The sequence below is a fragment of the Anaerobiospirillum sp. NML120511 genome (assembly GCF_023050955.1).
Classification (GTDB): Bacteria; Pseudomonadota; Gammaproteobacteria; order Enterobacterales; family Succinivibrionaceae; genus Anaerobiospirillum.
Genome location: NZ_JALKIK010000001.1, coordinates 26,033 through 44,938 on the forward strand (window position 1 = coordinate 26,033; position 18,906 = coordinate 44,938).

The following is an 18,906-nucleotide window of genomic DNA, read 5'->3' on the forward strand; positions in this document are numbered from 1 at the left end:
GCATATGCCCCCTGAGCCCAAATGCCAGGCTCAGGCACGGCAAGTCAGTTAACCTGCCTTACATGTCCCTGCCATTACAGCTCAGAGAGCCCCTGCCATGACAGCTAAGGACAGACCATGGAACTTGCAGCACCATGCTGCCCGCGCAGGCGCAAGAACGGCCCATGTGACACTGCAAATCACAGCTGCGGCAGCTGCCTGAGCTCAGGCCCCGGGCTGCTCAGTGCCGTGTAAGTGATCCCCTCACTGGCCTGGCCAGGCCAGGTCAGGTCAGGCCATAGCGACCCAGCCTGCTTCGCCACTCCCTTAGGACAGGCGTGTGAGCTCAGGCCCCCAAGGCCTGGTCAGGCCATAGCGACCCAGCTGCCAGGCACGCAGGCAGGCAAGGAGCAGTAATAACTGATAAGAGCGCTGTCGACTGTTATTGAGGACAGTCGTAGCGCCAGGCCATACTGTTCTGACGCAGCGGCATGATGCACCTGAAAGTGCGCCTTACCTCATACCGGCATATGCGCATGCCGGGTGGCCATTATGGCCCGGTAGTGCATACATGATTGCGGCTTGCTGCATGGCGATGAATGAAGCCGACGCGGTCAGACACCGGCGCAAGGTAGAAATGTGCAGGTATGGAAGCGACCTGCTGACCTCGGAGCTCTGCAGGGACAAAAAATAAGGGCCTTATGTCCCTGGTTCTCACAGTGAACCAGGGGCAGAAAGCCCTGTGAATTTCAGCGCATTATTTTGCCTTGCTGTGCTGCAGCCATGAGCGTGGCCAGCGGCTGCAGCATGGTAAGCCGCTGCCGTGAGTATGGCCAGCGGCTGCAGCATGGTGATTAGCGGGCTGAGATTTCAATCTTCTGAGTGCCCATGGAGGTACCGTACCAGCCCGGATCACTTACTACCTGAACCATGGTTTCACCCTGTCTGAAGCTGCCGCTGTGAGCTGCACGCAGCACAACAAACAGTGACCAGTTATCAGGTACATCCCATGAACGATCGGTTGGGTAAATGGCTACCAGCTGATCATCTCCTGTCTCCACTGAGGATGGAGTAAAGAGACTTTCATTTTCACTGCCGGCTACAGCAGCTGTATTATCCTCAGGCTTGAACAGTGGAGCAAAGACAGGATCTTCCTTGTCCTTAAGGGTACGTACATACTCAAAGCCGGCTGGAATACGGGCGCGCACTATAGTTGGTGATCTGACTGAAATATCAGGATCAACAAAGACCTCCATGAGAACCTCCTCATTAGGACGGAACTCATAGGTGCTCAGATCAACGGCACCACCACGGGTCCAGTAGTTAACTGTGACACCAAAGCCCTTGTTGGCAATGACTCTGTCTTTCTTTGCTGTTCCCAGAATGGAGGTATTGGCAAAAAGCGGACGCTCAGTGCGGTTGTAGATGGTCAGAATACCTGGCTCAACACCGTAAAGCGGACCTGCGGCACTGGCCGGGGCATCAGCTGAAGTGGCAGAGCCCTTTGCGCCCTTGTCATCCCTGGCTGCCTTGCTATCCTTTGCTGCCTTGCTGGCACTGTCTGCCTTAGCAAGGGCCTTTTCAGAGGACTGATCAGCGTTCTTACCAGCCTCATCAGTACCGGTCTCAGCGGTTGCACCTGCGGTGCTGCCATCCTTAGCTGACTTGCCAGAGTCAGGCTTGTCACTCTTGACTGGAGTCATCAGTACCTTCATGTCTTCGGCACTGAGCAGAGCGGAGAAGTTGACGCTCTTGGAGGATTCAGCTCCTGGTGCACGACCACCATCATCACGGCCGTCAAGGTGAGCTGAGGCGCGCATCATGGCAGCCATGGTCATGGATGACAGATAGTCAGGTGAGTTCCTGAGCTCATGCAGATTGTCCACCAGTTGCTCTACCAGATCGGTGCGGCCCTGTCTGACGGCGGCATCAATAACAGTAAAGGCAGCCTCACGCAGATTCCAGTGACCGTCCACGGCCAGCTCGGAAACAGTAATTACCCACTCTAACCATGAGTCAAGGGTGCGCTTGCCGCTGTCGCGCTTGTCATCGGCAGTCTGCCAGCGCATCAGGCCTTCAACAGCCTTGTCCAGAGCAGCCTGAGCACGGCCATTGTCGCCCAGATTTACCAGAGTGTTGGCAAGGTGAGCCAGCTGCTGTGGACGCTCGACTTTGTCAGAGTCAAGCAGCTGTCGTACATCAGCCTGATTGACGCTTTCACGGCGTGACAGAACCTCGTATGCATAGACAGCATTGCTGTCAGGATCAGAGGTAAGACCGCGCAGCATGTTCAGACAGTTCTGTACTGTGCTGTCATTAACCTTAAAGCCCAGCTCATCAGCTCTTAACAGCAGATCAGCAGCATAAATGGAGTCATATACAGACGGGCCAAAGGTTCCGCTGCTGCGCTGCTGGGCACTGATACGGAAGATAAGGCTCTGGATGTCATCATTGTACTGACCTTCGCTGGCATACAGAGGTGCAGCTGCCTGAGCCTCCTGGGCGGTATTTGCTGCAGCTGTGGCCTCAAGGCTTTCATCAGTGGCGATGAAATCACGGCCATAGAGCAGCTTGCCCTCAAGAGCGGCACACAGATCACCAAGACTGGAGCTGCCCTGCTGGTTGAAAGAGCGGACAAAGGCCTCAGGATTGACATCTGGCAGCTGTGACCAGGAAATCATACCGGCCGACATGTCTCTGAACAGACTGCCTACCTTGATAGTTATGCTCTTGCCAGGCTCAATATGACGTACCAGACTCTTGACTGATGGCAGAACAGGCTCAGTTACCTGAAGCTGGTAGCTGTCCTTGAAGTTGAAATCAGGGTTAATGACCTTGAGATCAATGGTACCGGTACCGGTATCAATGGCCTTGATATCAAATGGCTGATCTTCACGAATGCCAGGCTTGAGATTGCTGACAGTCTGAGTGGAGCAGCGCACAGCACCAGAGCATGAAATATCAACCTTGAACTCGGTATTGCGGGCCTTGAGATTGTGCAGGTTCAGACGTCCTGACACTGTGTCACCAATATTGAGGTAACGTGGCAGACCAAGGGTAGCTACAGCCTTGTCGCGCACGGTCACATCCTCTGAGTCAGCACCGGTGCGGGAGTTGTCCCAGGCTACGGTCATAACCTTGAGGCTGCCGGCAAACTGAGGTACGTCAAAAGCAACCTCAGCCTCGCCACTGGCATTTAAAGGCACAATCTTTGAGGCAAGGGCAATGGTGCGGTATGGAACATTTTCCATGGCAGCAACGCCACTTGCTTTGGCCATGAAAGCCTCATCACCACCGTCATAACCCTGACCGCGCTGGCCCGGATCGGTCATGATAAGACCGTATGGATCACGTAAAGACACATCATAAGCACGGTCTTTCATGAACCATGAATTTGGATTAGGAGCCTTGTAGCTGGTAAGGCTTAAGATGCCATTGTCTACCAGAGCAACACGGGCCCAGCCGCCTGAACCGTCAGCAGGTTTCACATCGTTGCCGGCCTCCTGTGCTCCCTTGCTTTCCTCAGGCTTTGCACCTTCAGGGCGGGCAGTAATCTTAACCTTGAGCTCTGACTGAGGTTTGATTTCATCAGGAACTTCAGTTCTGACCTCCATTCTGTTGCCAGTCATATCCATATTGAGATCGACCAGACCTACAGCACGTACTGATCCCTGCTGATCTTCATTAATTGGAGAGAAAATGGACAGCAGTGCGTGACCCTGAGGGTAGAACTCATCAGTGATCTTGACCTTGACCTCATTGTGGCCCTTGCTGATACGGAAAGTCTTGAAGGAGCTTATGCCCTTATTGCCCATGGCAAGGTTGGCATAGCCGTCAAATGGACTGTAGAAGCTCAGACGGGCCTCATCGCCAGGACTGTATTCCTTCTTGTCAGCAAAAAGCTCAACACGATCAGGGGTGTCAGCACTTCCCGAGCTCTTGAAACCCTTGATGAAGTTCAGGGAAGTACGGCTCTTTTCAGACTCCAGCTCCAGAACGTAGGAGCCGTCATCAAGAGGCAGAGTAATGGATGGTGCATCAATCTTCTGATTGTCTACCTTTACTGTGCCCTGGTTTACCAGATTGCGGCTGAAGAACTGGACGTAACGCCATACACCGTTTTCAAAAACGTAGTTGTAATCAACATACTGACGGTAGACGAAGTACCTGACGTCCTGAGGGAAGGTCGAACCGTCCTGCAGATAGGAGCACAGAGCAAATGCGGCATCACTGTCTGATACAGCCTTGCCGGCCTCGGATGCACTCAGCTGGCGCACGCCAATAACCGGACGGTTAAAGGCAATCTTGAAATTCTTTTTGGCATTGACAGCCTGGCCATTGGTATCAAATACGGTGGATTTGAGTACGGCGCTGCGTGGATAGTCTGCATCAGGTACAGTCACAGACTGCTGGAGCACACCCTCAACATCGGTCTTGAGATTGTAGAAAGTAAAAGAGCGGCGCAGTGACTCATAGGTGCTCTTGTCCGGACCGAAGTGGAAGCGCTTGAGATCCTTGTTACGGGCAGCATTGGCAGCTGACGGCACAGGGTGTTCATCAGGATAAACGTCCAGAACCATATTGCCATTGAGGCTTGAAGCAGCTCCGCCATAGTTGAACATGGCACGTGCTTTCATTCTGAACGGTACATTCACGCCAATGACGCTGTCATTGTTGACGATCTCACCCTTAATCTGGGCAGGTACGTAAGCTCCAATGTTAAAGGCAGTCTCACTGAGCTTCTGTTTGCCCAGGGAGAGCACGGCAGTGTAGCGTCCGGTAGGGGTACCTGACGGAATGTCAAAATCGTATTCGTAACCACCCTGATGAGAAATGGACAGCAGAGTCTTGTGCACCTCACTGCCAAGAGAGTTGTACATGGTAAGGGTAAGAGGAAGAGACAGGCCCTCAAGGCGGCTGTTACGGACCAGAGTAGTATAGTGAATGGTTTCACCAGGACGGTAGATACCACGCTCAGTCCATGCATAGGCTGAATACTTGCCCGGATCAACAAGGCCGGTATTGTCCTCAAGATAGAAAGGAGATGACTGCAGATCTACAAGGTAGAAATCCTTGTCTGTGCTGACACGCAGCAGGGAAGGAGCAAGTGACATCTTGCCAGAGGTGAGCTCACGGCCAAAGCGCACTGTGCCTTCCTTGTCAGTACGGGCCTTGCCCAGCACCTCGCCATTGGTGGCTACCAGCTCAACATCGACATTCTTGAGGCTCTTTGCTGAAGTCAGTGAGCGTACCGAGGCGAGGATACCGTCACGGCTGCTGTAGGTGCTGACACCAAGATTGGTAATGACCATGAAGCGGGTAGTGAAAGGCAATACGCTGTCATTGAGCATCTCCCAGGAAAAACCTGAGGAGAAATCAATACGCGGATCAGCAGCTACCACAAAGTACATGCCGTCATCGGATGATGAGACAAAGTCCTTGAGAGATACCTTGATCTCCTGAGGCTTGTTGAGCATCTTTTCAGGAATGCGGGCACGCTGAGCCTCAAGGACAGCATCAGCGGCCTCTGAAGAGGCAGCTTCGCCAAGGTCGGACTGGGAGGCAAGACCAGGATCAGCTGTCATTACCGGTACGGTCTTTTCAGCTGCAGCCTGGGCTCTGATAGCCTTATGGGCAGCCCTGATCTTCAGATCCATGATGTCGGTTGAAGAACCGTCAGAAAGATCAAAGACACGCTCGTAAACAGGATGGAAAGAGTAGTTGAACAGCTGGGATGCATTCCAGAAGCTGACCTCATTGGTCATGAGATCGCTGATGCGCACATCACGCAGACTTGCTGCCGGGATGCGGAAGATGGCAACCTTGACGGCCGGCTGATTGACTGTCTTGATGGTAAAGGAGCTGTTGTGACCACTCTTGGGCAGAATGATGTTGTAAGGCATGCGAATCTGAGGCATGGCATCAGAGATGGTGAACTTTGAGGTGAAAGTCTCATTGAGCCTGTCACCGCTTGCCATACGCAGGCCTTTCTTAAAGCGCAGAGAATAGCTGTCGCCGTTGTTGAGATTGCCTACGCAGAGAAGATCGTTAACCACGCTCGGAGCGCCGTCCATGATCTGACCGTCTTTGTCACGCAGCTCAAGATAGCGGCTGAGATTGTCAATTTCCGAGGAAACAACATGACGGCCATTTAAAACAAAACACATACTGGCAGGTACTGTGTTGCTCTTCTCAATAGTCCTGAGCACGTTCACATTAGGCTCGGCCAGGGCCTGTCCGCACAGGGCGGTGGCTGTCATGGCACCAAGAGCCAGAGCTGTAGCCCTGGCCAGCCTGCTGGCAGTCAAACTCTTAGATCTCATCCATCTGTCCTCTGTCAATCAGCACATCCAAATCTAACAACACAACTGTTCTGTCCCTGCACGGCAGTTTTCTGTCAGGCAGGGACAGAGCAGTCACATAAGCATGTAAGGCCAAAGCCTCAAAATAAAAACAAAGTCATGCCAGGCCATGCAATCCAAAGCACCTGTCCCGGCCCCCATGCCCCCGTTAATTGCGCTTCCCAGGTATTCTCAGGCCGCACCACTGATGCTCCAGGTGCATCGCAAATAACATGCATAAAACCCGCCGCCCTTCAGGGCAGCTGCAGCGGTGAACAAAACACAAAAGCATTCATCCAGCATGCCATGTATACGGTCACAACCTGCATACAGGCACAACCTGCATACGGGCACAACCTGAATACAGGCACGACATTCATACAGGCACGACATTCATACAGGCACGACATGCATACGGGCACGACATGCATACGGGCACAACCTGAATACAGGCACGACATGCACACAGGAGAGACATGCTTACGAAGCATGGCCTGCATTAAAGGCACAGTCTAAACCGAACAAACCATGGCCCAGTAGCGATTACCGGCTGCATCTCAGTCCAACACCGTCCTGCCATAGGCAGACCGGGTGTGAGTTGCAAAGAACGCAAATGTCCTGTACCCCACAAAAGCACAGTGCCCCGTCGCCTGCACTGCCCCCAGTACAGCTCTGGGGCACACGATCAGAACCTGAAGCAGACAGACCGTAAATGAGCATATACAAACAGGCTAATATTGAGCCCTGTTGCAGCGCAGATCAGCTGCCAGAATGGAGCTGTAACGGGACGGTACACCACGCTCTGATAACGGCTCAGCGGCATGAGCGCAGCGTAAAGACACTTGCATGGCATTATATCAATTGCAATCACAGCTGACACTTAGCTGACTGCCGCTGGTGCCCGAAAATATCCCCACGAACATGCCTGTTTTCCAGCCTGCACTGATTCCACCTGCAAGGCCATACCTGCCCAACTGACACTCGCCACTGTGAAGGCTCTCCTGTACAGCCATAAATAATGAGGTAATGCAGCCTCGACATCCACGGCACTTCACCAGTACAAGGGCTATGTTTACGCGATGCAGAAAGAATGCAATGGCGAACATGCCAATGCCAATGAAACGCAGCGGCGAGCACCCCAATGCCAATGGAATGCAGCGGCGAGCATAGCAATGCCGATGTAACGCAGCGGCGAGTAACCTAATGCCGATGGAATGTCGCGGCGAGCCCCCAATGCCGATGTAACGCAGCGGCTTTAATGCGGCAATGCAGTTAAGTTGCCTGCATACCAGCTATAACCCATCAGAGCTATGTTCCGGAATTAAGCTCCGGTCAGCATATGCTGCACACCAGTGGGTTCGGCCTCAGGACTGCTGTCCTGTGGCTGGAGCCCTTATGCATCGAAGTTCGCTTATTAACACAATAAAAATGACTGTGCTTTTGTCGTGTGAATGCGTTTTACTGAGTCGAGCGCCATAACGCACCATTTTGAAGCAAATGCATGACTAGATATGCATTGTTGCGGTGACTGGACTGTTTTTCGCCGAAATTCCGTCACTTTTTTGAGGTTAACAGGACCAAAATATGTGAGTGATTCCGCATTTTTTCAACGAAGTAATGGCGTTTATCCTTGCTGAATCTAAAATGCTGATATCAGCTGCTCTAGATATTGAATTTCCGGTACAGCAATACCATCAGCAGGACAGACATTGTTAACTGTTCGATGTCAGCGCCTTAACTTCCTGCTGATCTGTCCCGTACAGCTGTTGCGGTTAAATACCCCGGCACAATGCCATTATGTAAGCTTCAGGCCGCCCTAAACAGGCAGTCCTTTGTCGACAGACTTAGCCTGCAGCCTGCAGCTCAAAAAACACCATTCGTATGGTATTCACTACTGCGCCGGTCTGATTACTCATCAATCCATGTGGTGTGAACAGCAACAGCTTTTGGGAGAACAGATATGGCTCCGCACCAGGCACAGGGTATCGTGTTCCACGTGCCCGGCACCGGGTATCGTGTTCCACGTGCCCGGCACAGGTACCGTGTTCCATGTGCCCGGCACCAGGTATCGTGTTTCATGTACCTGGCACAGGTATCGTGTGCCATGTGCCCGGCACCAGGTATCGTGTTCCACGTGCCTGGCACAGGTATCGTGTTTCATGTGACTGGCACAGGTATCGTGTTCCAGGTGGGTGACGTGGGCAGCATGTTCAGGTGCCATGTACCCGGTTCGGCGTATCGTGTTTCAGCTGCATGGCGAGCTGCTTCACGTTACCGGCGGGGAGTCATCAGGGAAACATTGCCTGCATATGCTGCCAGGCAAGACCATTGCTGACACAAAAGGTAAGTGAGCGCCCCCACATTAGTCTGCAGCTAATCGGAGGATTTAACGCAGTTTTTCTGCAGCTCTCAGCTCTTTGACTGCTTCCCAGTAAAGAGCCCCATCCTTAGGCCTTAGCATTGAGAGTATCTGCTTAAAATCAGCAGATGTGATGCTGCCAGCCTTAAGATTGTTACCGGGCGTCTTATAAGCTGAACGGACGCGTATAAGCCGGCTGTGCCGCTCATAACACAGACTGAGTGCGCATATTTTCAAGGTATCAGCACAAGCTGCAACAGCGATACTTACAGGCATGTATCTCGAGATAACAAGTGGTGTGTTTATTTCAGCGGTGCTATCCTGAACATGGCTTTTTTATGAGGATAGTTACTCTTAAACGGTAGCATACGGTTCCGCAAAAGAACCGTATTACGCAGCCAGTGTCCACAGAACCATACTGCGCTTTTCTTATGCGGATACTCTTATGAGCTGGTTGAATCTTTTCCGTAAATGCAGCATTGGAAAAGCAAAAGCAGCCTGCACAGGAAAACCTGATTGGTCATAAATTTTTGAAGTTAAAGTATAATTTTTTAACATTAAATTTTGTAATTAAAGCAGATGTCTGTTGTGAATTGCTTTAGGTAGTACTGTTAAGTAAGTATAATTAGGCAATCGATATATAAGTTATTTTAAAATAAAACGGTGTGGGGCCGCCTCCTGTAACAGGGAGGCGGTCTTTTTTTGCCTGTAAAACAAGCCTGCAAGCCAACAGGCAAAAGGAGACAAAGCTCGCTCAATGATCCTCACCGCCTGGCACCTGCATTCCCCCTTCTCACCACTGCAAAAGCGCAGGCGCCCGAATGACAGGCCTCAGAAGCATCATAAGCCTCAGAAGGTTGCGGTCCCCCGAACACTGTCACATTCACTGCCGCTGGCACTGCCACTGCCGCTGCTACTGCAAGTTACAGTACCTGTGCATATGCCTGCTCAGGCGCCATGCAACACTGAAACAAGGCCCTGTTATAAGACTTAAGTTTTGGCCACTTTACGGTTTCATGATGCGCTGGCCGCAACGAGAAACAGCGCTCTCCTGATATACCAGGCACCCCTTTATCCCTGCAGCCCCTACACTCTGTTGACCGCCTCTACGGCATGGCCATGTTGCTATGAATGCGATGGCTATCCTGTGCGCTTGTCATACTGGCAGAACATCAGGGGATACAGCTCATGGGATGTTGTTAAGGTTTACGAACACTGTTCCTGATTCTGGTATCAACTGCCTGTATCAGAAAATCTGGGAAAAGCAGAGCTGCGTTCCTTGAAAACTACCTGGTATAAAAACATTGGCAGCTTTAAATGCCGTAAATATGGGATTTATGGCAGGCATCTTGGCGGGATTTCAGTCCTGATAGCAGCTTACGGCCGGGACATGGCCATGGCTTGGGTCCGGCTGACCAGGCAAAATAACAAGAATCAAGACATTTGCGTGATCAAATTTTTGGATCACTGCTTATATGCCCTGTAAATAATTGATTCTGTATTTAGCCTTGATACATAACTTGATACTGCAAAACACGTCATACAGCAAATGATTCTTATTATCACTTTTCTGATAAATGGCCTGTTTATGCGCCCTTTACGCGAGCGCAAAGGTTTAACATTGCCTTTTGCGGTCACGTGTTCCCCGAGGGCACTGGTAATTCAAAAAATTAATGGTAATATAGCCATCACTTTCACTATTGAATGGTTTGGCTGACCCAACAGAGGCGGTCGCAACTGCACAGCAGAGCCTGTTGCATACAGCTCCCGGTTTGAGACCAGCTGGTCAGCCAGACATTTTAGTGACCATTATTAATGCAGCATAAGACTGCAGCCTTAACTAAAGGTGCCTTAATACATAGTTAAAACTGTAATGGCGCTTAATCAGCATCATGCTCCGAATTTTACGCGGACTACAGCATGACTGAATATCAAACGAATTTATGGCAGTACCTGCATGAAAATCCTGACTGTAAGCATATGCTGCCAGGATTTTCAGGCTCAAAATGAAAACGGTTACAAAATTATGCTGCTATGCCATACAGGCACAAAACTCACGAGCGGTTCTGACCGACTCTACATACAATAAGCAGGATACGCCAGGTTACCAGTTTACAAAATGCGTATCTCACAGTCCTGCAGAGCATATGACAGGCCTGATCATGCCGCAGGCTATGCCCTTTGATTTGAATGGACAGCATCAAGGAAATGCCCTTGACTGAAATAAAACTGTCAAATATGTACAGAATATTGTAAAACCCATCTAATAAGGGCTTTATATAAACATAATGTCTTCTTAACCTGCCTACATAAAGTGCAGTGAGCACCATTAACAAACAGTCAGACAGATAAGAAACCACTCAAACGTAAATCGTGAAACTATTTCAGAAGTACTTCAGATTACGTTACGAACAGGAGATGATAACGTTACCACGCGCATAACCGCCTTTTTATAAGCCTCTTTATCAGCTGCTACGAACATCATGTTCTTAGTCAAATGAAAAACGGATAATGAGACTGATGAAAAAATGTTTCACTTTCTTACGTACACGGTAAACTGGCTACGCCAGCTGACACCACGACGCTGATGTAAATGCACAAAAACAGCATTTACGGCAGCAATTATGTGATGCCACATCGCAACTTGTTAGCTGAGCTTTGTCTGTCTACATGCTAACGGTTAAGAAATGCAAGCTACTTTCATCAAGTCAGGTGCCGCCCTGCTGTGCGCTACCACCCTTCTGGCCTCTGTAATTACCGCTCCAGCCTGCGCTGCCGCTCATAAAAACGCTGCCACTGCATCAGCACAGACGCAGTCTGCAGTACAGTCCCAGGACACCCGTGTTCAGGAAGCACAGTCTCTGCCTCTAAAAGGTCATATTCTTGAGGCTGGCGTAGCCATCGCACCACCATTTGTCATTGCAGACAAGGGCTTTAACAATCTCAGTGGCATTGATATTGACCTCATCAACGAGCTGCAGAGACGTACCGGATTTGAACTCTCAGGCGGCCGTATTCATCTGATGAACTTTTCAGAGCTTCTTGATGTAAGCGCTTCAGGTGCCCTGGATATCACAGGCGGAGCTATTTCCCTGTCTCAGGAGCGCGAAGGTAACTACAGATTCTCTGATCGTTCCTGTCTGTCCAATGCCGTGGCAGTTGTCAGAGCTGACTCCAGCATCAGCAGCCTTGATGATCTGAAAGGCAAGACTGTAGCTGCCGAAGTTGGCACCACCGCTCAGGACGTACTGCCGGGTGAATATGCCAGCAAGGTAAAGATGCGCGAAAGCGCCACCAATTTCATGCAGTTTTATGATGTAGCACGCGGCCATGCCGATGCGCTGGTAGCTGACCACGCTGTTGCCATAGACTATATCAACTACTGGAAAGACGCCGGTCTTAAGATTGCCTTTGAGCTTCCGGAGAGTTTTTCCTCAATTGGACTGCTTTTTAAGAAGGACGACATGGTCTCTGCCGAACTGGCCCGTGCTTTCAGTGCAATGAAGCAGGACGGCACTGTAGACGCGATTGTCGACAAGTACATTCCAGAATATAAACACTCAGGCAGCCGCCTGGCCGGCAACTACTGAAAAGCCCGGCAGGCCCGGCTTGACAGGGGAAAGCAAAGCAAGGGCAGCATGCCCGCCCCACAGGCCTCCTGAGAAAAACCGATACCTTTTGATGTCACAATGGCCCGTCCCATGGACGGGCTGTTTCCTGTCTGCAGCACATCAAAACTACCAGTTCTCACTAACCATCCCAATATCCGTCCCCATCTCCCGTCTCCACAAACCATCCCTCTCACCACTTACCTTTCACCTCTCACCTCTCTCTCTTCCCCATTCACTTTTCCTGTCAGACTTCCCTGTTTCATCCTCATCATCCAACCATCCTCCCAGCTGATAAACAACAAAAAATCCTGGCGCCCCATGACTATGCCCTCTCTTTCCATATCACTTCCCATTGAACTTTTTCGTCCATAGCCACCATCAGGACATCCTGCCAGGCTTTACAAACCGGATTACAAAGGGTTTTGTGAAAGTTCTTTAAAACATATCTGCTCTGTCAGACTGACCTGAAGCTTTAATCTGCTCTGACCTGAATACATGTATCCATGAGGCTTTAACCTGCAGGATTGAATCCTTCAATCCCCGCATCCCTTACCCTGCCATACAGACAACAATTCAAAGCGGAGCTGTACTGTACTGTTTTGCTTTATAAAACCATACATAAAGAATACAGGGTCACACAGCTCAGCTAAAGCACCAGGCCGACCTGTACGGCACAGTGTTTACCTGAACACACCCTTGCAGACATTTCTGTAATTGATATAAGGAGCATCAGATCACACTCTATCAGCATATTGTCTGGTATTAATCATGCTCGCTTACTATGGATGTCATGGGGAATTTGGTGCACTTTGCTGCAGTTGCCATAAAGCAAAAGAGCAGCTCCCAGTAAATTTACTGTTTGCTGCTCTATTATCAGGCAATTTGCTCTATGTTTTGTAATGCATTAAGCAACCATGGTGACCTGCAATGTCAGGACCTGCTTTATTGCCTGTACCTTTAGCTAAATGCTGGAAGATAAAAGCTGAAAAGCTGTGCGCCACGTTCAGCTGCCAGGTTGAATTAAGGATGGGCAATAATGTCCTTTGTTGTCCTTACTCTTCATCGTCATCATCATTGCTGTCAGGGCTGTAGAAAAGAATCTCATCCCAGTCAACATCCAGAGCCTCATCAATAGCTTCGGATGCACCTGTCTCCTTGAATGTCTTAAGCTGCCTGATGCTGTCTTTCAGATAGGCATTGAAGTCCTTGAAGATATTTTCATAAAGGTCATTGAGCAGGAAGGCAAGGAACTCAAAGCCATCTTCATCATCCTCAGACTCTTCAAAATCGTAATCCTCAGGATCTTCCATCTCAAAGATTTCAGCCGTTTCAAGCTGCACAGTAGCATTCTTACCAGCCCACTTGTCCAGAGCTTCATGAGCCTGAGCACAAAGCTCGTCGTACTTCTCCTGAGTAACAGCTCCCTGAGACAGGCAGCGCTCATAAAAATCAAACAGACGCTTACATCCTTCGTCAAAATCACCCTCAAGGGCCAGAGGAACCTCAGCGTCCCAGATGCAGGACTTAACTTTGCGCACCCTGGAGCTGACCATAATCAGCTGGGTCATGCTGGCCTCATACGGATACTCACAAAGTCCAGTGCTTTTACCATCCTGAGTACGTACATAAAGATAGCTGCGGTTGCTCATTCAAAGGCTCCTTAAATTTAGCGGAATACAGAACCTATTATACCCCGCCATGCCTGCTGAATATTACTGGCCGTCACCCCATAACACCCAGATATGTCGCAACCACCACAGCCAGATATGTGGCAGTAGCCTGGCAGCAATCCATAGCCATTTGCTGTGCAGCAGGAACAGCCCTGACTCAAGCCTGAGCCAGATGCTGCGCTGCAGGTGGAGGCCATGTTCAAGTCTGGATCGGCCTATTGCTGCAGGTTGTCGCCTGGCTAAGCTCTGGGTCAGTATCGGTGCTTCAGTACCGTCCCTGCGCAGCTATGGTACAGAGGCTGCGCTGCATGCGGTGGTCTGGTTCAACTATGGGACTGTGGCGGTGCGGCTGGTGGTGGCCGGGTTCTACTATGGAACTGTGGCGGTGCGGCTGGCGGTGGCCTGGTTCTACTATGGAACTGTGGCGGTGCGGCTGGCGGTGGCCTGGATCAACTATGGGACTTGGGCGGCGCTACAGGTCGTGGCCTGGTTCAACTATGGAACTGTGGCGGTGCGGCTGGCGGTGGCCGGGTTAAAGTATGGGCCAGGGGCGCGATGGGGCATGGTCGTGCTCAAGAATTACAGGTGCTCTGCAAAGCCTGCAAAGTACGCAGTTTGCCAACTGTCAGATACTGTAAGATTTAAGAGATTATATTCGGTTAATTCAATATGAATAAACAGTTCTGGTTTCTTCGGGATGCTGTGTTCAGGAGTGAGTGCTGGATGTGGGAGTACGACCATGCCCGGCTGATCAGGATATTGTCAGCCTCAATGGTATATGTGAAGGTGTATGTGATGTGAGATGGATAAAAGCTTTGTCATTATGCATCACCAGTGCTGACCCGCACTGTGAGTGACCTTTTGATGTGATGTTTTGGCCTTATGTCTGTCTGATTTAGATGGGGCAGGCCTTTAGCCGCGCCTGACCCACATAAATGTTTATCCAAGGTCGATTCTAGATAAGAAAAGGATGCTTTTCAATAAAGAAATATCTATGTTAGCGGACCTTTTTCCTTTATTGTGCACTCAGTCAAAAATATGTATCCATGACCATACTGGTCAACTGCACAAATTTCTTATTTTGCAAGTAACGATTATGTATTACAATCTGCACCGCCTCCATTGAAATAGAGCACCAGTTGAGGCTCACATTTCTGGCGTATCCAGTTCGCTGCCCGTGTGGATCATTGTATGGGCTGCGAGAGCTCAGGCAAGGCCTTTGACGCTCTGCCAGTACGCTGACAACAGCAGCTGTAGTTAGCATGTGTTACAGCGCTGTCATATGACTTTATCAGTGGAGAGCCACATAATCTTATTACTGATCAGCAAAGCGCCATGGTTTGATAACTTTTCCGCTGTGCTGACAAGCTGATTTCAGGAGATCAGCATTATTAAGCTGCAACTGTGCAGCTCATGCTGTTCATCCAGAAACTGAACCCGACCTCCAAACACTGATGGACCTGCGGCACTGCCGGACAGAGATACTGTCTGCCGCAATGCCATCATCCTGCTCTAAAACTGCTCGGGCTTCAGATAATCACTCAACATATGCGACCCTAACCGGTCGCATAAGGGAGAGACTGCACAGCAGTCCTTTTCATAACAACAGCAATGCTCATCTGACAGTATCGGGCAATATCAGACATACAGGCAAATACTCTGGTTATTACCGGCTGACTGGCATATGCAAGCAGAAGCGCAACAAGGTCACCTGAGCTTTCCCTTATCCCACAGCCAAAGTCCCTGGGATACCATGGCATGTGTCCTGTGTTGTTAAAATGTCTCTATGAAAACCACACATCTTTTCCGCCTGGCTACGCTTTTTACCCTCTTTGGCGTCATGATCTATATGTTTGATCCTGACTTTGACATTATTGAGGACTCCCTGTACTCCCATCATACTCACAATCTGATGGACACATTAGAGCAGTTCCTGGATATCCTTGACTGATCGTAAGTCCTTATCGGCCCTCCCTCCCATGCCATGAAATGCCATGACATACCTGCTGATTTGACCATATCTTATATCTGACAGTCCGAAACCTCATCGGCTCATAACGTCAGTAACTGAGCGCATCCCATCCAAGGCCCCCTGTTGCGTCTGTCCTGATTGCAAAGGATTGCTCAATGCATCTGGATTAATTTCGCAATTATCCTGACCAGGCGCGTGTAATATGTCCTCCGGGCACTGCCCGCTGACCTTTGGCCACTGGCGCTGGGCATTGTCCTGGGCATGGGCATTGTCCTGGTCCAGGTCATAGCCATAGTATCGACCAGCATTATGGCCTCAGTCCTGGCCTGCAGCAGGGTATGTCCTACTACAGGTCTTCAGTATTCTGGCTCTGGCTGCAATCACCTTTTGCATCACAATTGATCATTGATAATCTTTGCCGCAGCATGTGATGGCTTTTTTGCTATAATTTAGCGTCCGTTCGCATGAATATGCGATTTGTGTACAGCTTTGTCTTCCTTGCCTGAAAGCTCAGGTGCAGTACGCTGCCTCATCATATGAATATGGCCAGAGGCCAGACACCTCACCTCGGTCACACCTGTACGGAGTACTGCTCACATATCCATGGCCTGTCAGCGGTACTGGCTGAACGAGCTTGACGGTATTTTGTGATGATCCTCTTCCTGTTTTGATGCATGAACAACAAGCACAACGGAAAGTATTGCATCTTTGATAGCAAGGGACATCCACCATATAACTGATATTTCTCCGCTATAACGTTTACTGCTTGAATATTTCACGTTTAGCGGGTATAAAAACCATAATGCACACGCGTAACATCGCACAACTTTCCCGGTCATATACACCTGGGAACAAGGTGCAATACTGCGCGACAGCATTAAGGCGGACTGCCTGTATTCATTGCCATATTTGCTTTACACAGCTGGCAATGACTGTTCCGCAATGCCCTAATCTTAAACATAAGGTGTTTCAGTACACTGTGTCCATGAGCCGCTGCTCTCCTGTCCAGATATGTCGGCAAATCTCTCCATGAGCGCTTTTATCAATGTAATCATGCATGCCAGAACAGCACTTTAGCACCGCTGTCTTTAACATGGTTATGACCTCACGGAGGTATCCGTATATGTGACCATTTTACCGGGCCGCATGGCAGGGCCTGTCTGCATGTCGCTCTTAAGTCACACTGCTGCATACTTTTGTGAAGCCGATAAAATTGCCCGGCTGTCAAAAGACAGTAATCTGGATACAGTTCCAGTAAGCCAGCAACGGAGGCAGTGCATTATCTACGCTTTCCTGAAGCCTCAGGAAAAATGCTCTGCCAGTTTTCAGCACCCGTAAGTCGGCTTTTATCAGTGCGGCCAGTATGGCCGCCCCTACAGACACTGCTCTGGCATTGGAGAAATGATTGTGAATATTCTAGTCAAGAGCCTGCGCTCTTTTCTAATCGTAACTGGCACCCTGTGCATTGGTTTAACGTCAGCCATATCCGCCGCTAATGCTCAAGAATCCCTTGAACAGGCTCAACCCTCAGACAATCAGTATATTACGCAGGACAGCACCGCTCTGAGTACAACAGAGTCAATTCCAGATTCAAGTGCTGAACTTGCTGCCTCCCTGGCCTCAGGAGGAAAAGACCTGCTGGCTCTGGTAGCTGCTTCAAGCCCTGATGATCTCGCTGCCGGTCTTAAGGAGCCACCAGCTGTGGTACATATGCCGGCATCAACCCTCATCCCTGTATCAAAGGGCAGCCGCAGCAAACGTCATGGCTCTCAGCCACTTGCCAATGTTGAACTGTCTGTGGCTTTCTCAATTGCTCCGCCTTTCGTTATAGTTAACCGTAACTTCACTGATCTTGACGGTATCGACGTTGACATAGTGCGCGAGCTTCAAAAACGTACAGGCTTTAAACTCAAGAGCAACCGCTTTGATCTGGTGAACTTTGGTCAAATGATGGATATGGCCAAAGAAGGCAGAATTGACATCAGTGGCGGTGCAATCTCCCTTACAGAAGAGAGAGGCCGTATCTTTGAGCTGGTAGGTCCTACAGTATCTTCATCTTCAGTAGTAGTGATGCGCAACGGTTCCACTGCCAGCACCCTCAATGACCTCAATGGCAAGAGTATTGCCGCCGAGGAAGGTACTGTAGCTGGAGATTATATCCCTGAGGGTTCTGGCATTCACGTTACCATGCATGGTACCCCTACCAACTTCATGGCATTTTACCGTGTGGCAGCAAACCTTTCTGATGCCATGATTACTGACGGACCTGTAGCATACGATTATGTCAGGAACTGGCATGGCGCCCGACTCAAGATTGCCTTTGCACTGCCTGACTCTGAAGGACAGATGGGTCTTATCATGAAAAAAGGAACCCGTGCCACAGAAGTTCTGGTAGATACCTACCATGACATGCTTGAGGACGGAACTGTCAGAAAGATCCTGCTCAAATACTTTAATGAAAAAGATGCTGAGCAGATTGCACATTTCAAGATCATGGCTCCTTAAGAGCCTTCAGCACATCTGCCTGCAACAGGCGATGTCGGCACCACAGCTTGCTGACTTAACATAGTCAGATGCCATATTTACCAGCCCGGACATTTCCGGGCTGACTGCGTCATTGCTGCTATGCTGCTTTGTCTGCCCCACCTGTCTTTAATATCAGCAGGCAGCTTTAACCACTCCTCTGCAACCATATCTCAAAGCCCTCCAGATATCCCTTTCCTGCCTGACTAAGCCGCTTTCATACGGCCATGGCAAGGCACGACATATTAATCCCTATAACCTTATGTAAAGCGACAGTCAAAGCCGCCTTATGAGCCCTGTCCTGAAATGCAATGATGCTCATTTTCCAGTGCATTGCACTGCCGTGCTGTGCACCTTCACTAATTACCTCTGCCTGTTCATATCCAGGAATTTCCTTCCTTTCAGATGCACTGCCCAGTCATGCACATTGCTAATGACCTCTGTATGTTCA

6 protein-coding genes are annotated in these 18,906 nt (G+C 49.9%); 4 read left to right on the forward strand and 2 right to left on the reverse strand.

What is annotated here, in order from left to right; translation table 11 throughout:
• Nucleotides 1-833: 833 nt before the first annotated feature.
• Nucleotides 834-6,302 carry an MG2 domain-containing protein gene (locus MXE39_RS00050; RefSeq protein ID WP_246977328.1) on the reverse strand — a complete coding sequence of 1,823 codons (5,469 nt, stop codon included), beginning with the start codon at nt 6,300-6,302 and terminating at the stop codon, nt 834-836.
• Between the two features lie 5,064 nt (nt 6,303-11,366).
• Here MXE39_RS00050 and MXE39_RS00055 point away from each other — a divergent pair.
• The gene (locus tag MXE39_RS00055; RefSeq protein ID WP_246977329.1) at nt 11,367-12,269 is read left to right on the forward strand and encodes a transporter substrate-binding domain-containing protein; all 903 of its coding nucleotides are present in this window, start codon (nt 11,367-11,369) and stop codon (nt 12,267-12,269) included.
• 1,073 nt (nt 12,270-13,342) lie between these two features.
• On the opposite strand, the gene MXE39_RS00060 is transcribed toward MXE39_RS00055, so the two are convergent.
• Nucleotides 13,343-13,939, reverse strand: coding sequence for a hypothetical protein (locus MXE39_RS00060; RefSeq protein WP_246977330.1), 597 nt, complete (start codon nt 13,937-13,939; stop codon nt 13,343-13,345).
• A gap of 334 nt (nt 13,940-14,273) precedes the next feature.
• On the opposite strand from MXE39_RS00060, the gene MXE39_RS00065 reads away from it, so the two are divergent.
• The 3 genes from MXE39_RS00065 to MXE39_RS00075 all read left to right on the forward strand — a co-directional run bounded on the left by MXE39_RS00065 (nt 14,274) and on the right by MXE39_RS00075 (nt 18,437).
• Nucleotides 14,274-14,633, forward strand: a complete 360-nt coding sequence (locus MXE39_RS00065) for a hypothetical protein (RefSeq protein WP_247073680.1) — start codon at nt 14,274-14,276, stop codon at nt 14,631-14,633.
• Nucleotides 14,634-15,746: 1,113 nt separating this feature from the next.
• Nucleotides 15,747-15,911: a hypothetical protein gene (locus MXE39_RS00070; RefSeq protein WP_246977331.1), complete on the forward strand. Its 165-nt coding sequence runs from the start codon at nt 15,747-15,749 to the stop codon at nt 15,909-15,911.
• A 1,428-nt stretch (nt 15,912-17,339) separates the two neighbouring features.
• Nucleotides 17,340-18,437, forward strand: coding sequence for a transporter substrate-binding domain-containing protein (locus tag MXE39_RS00075; protein WP_246977332.1), 1,098 nt, complete (start codon nt 17,340-17,342; stop codon nt 18,435-18,437).
• Nucleotides 18,438-18,906 lie beyond the last annotated feature (469 nt).

Excerpts from the sequence above, each read along its gene's own strand:
- MXE39_RS00050 (WP_246977328.1), bottom strand. The coding sequence starts at position 6,302 with ATGAGATCTAAGAGTTTGACTGCCAGCAGGCTGGCCAGGGCTACAGCT.
- MXE39_RS00070 (WP_246977331.1), top strand. The coding sequence starts at position 15,747 with ATGAAAACCACACATCTTTTCCGCCTGGCTACGCTTTTTACCCTCTTT.
- MXE39_RS00055 (WP_246977329.1), top strand. The coding sequence starts at position 11,367 with ATGCAAGCTACTTTCATCAAGTCAGGTGCCGCCCTGCTGTGCGCTACC.
- MXE39_RS00060 (WP_246977330.1), bottom strand. The coding sequence starts at position 13,939 with ATGAGCAACCGCAGCTATCTTTATGTACGTACTCAGGATGGTAAAAGC.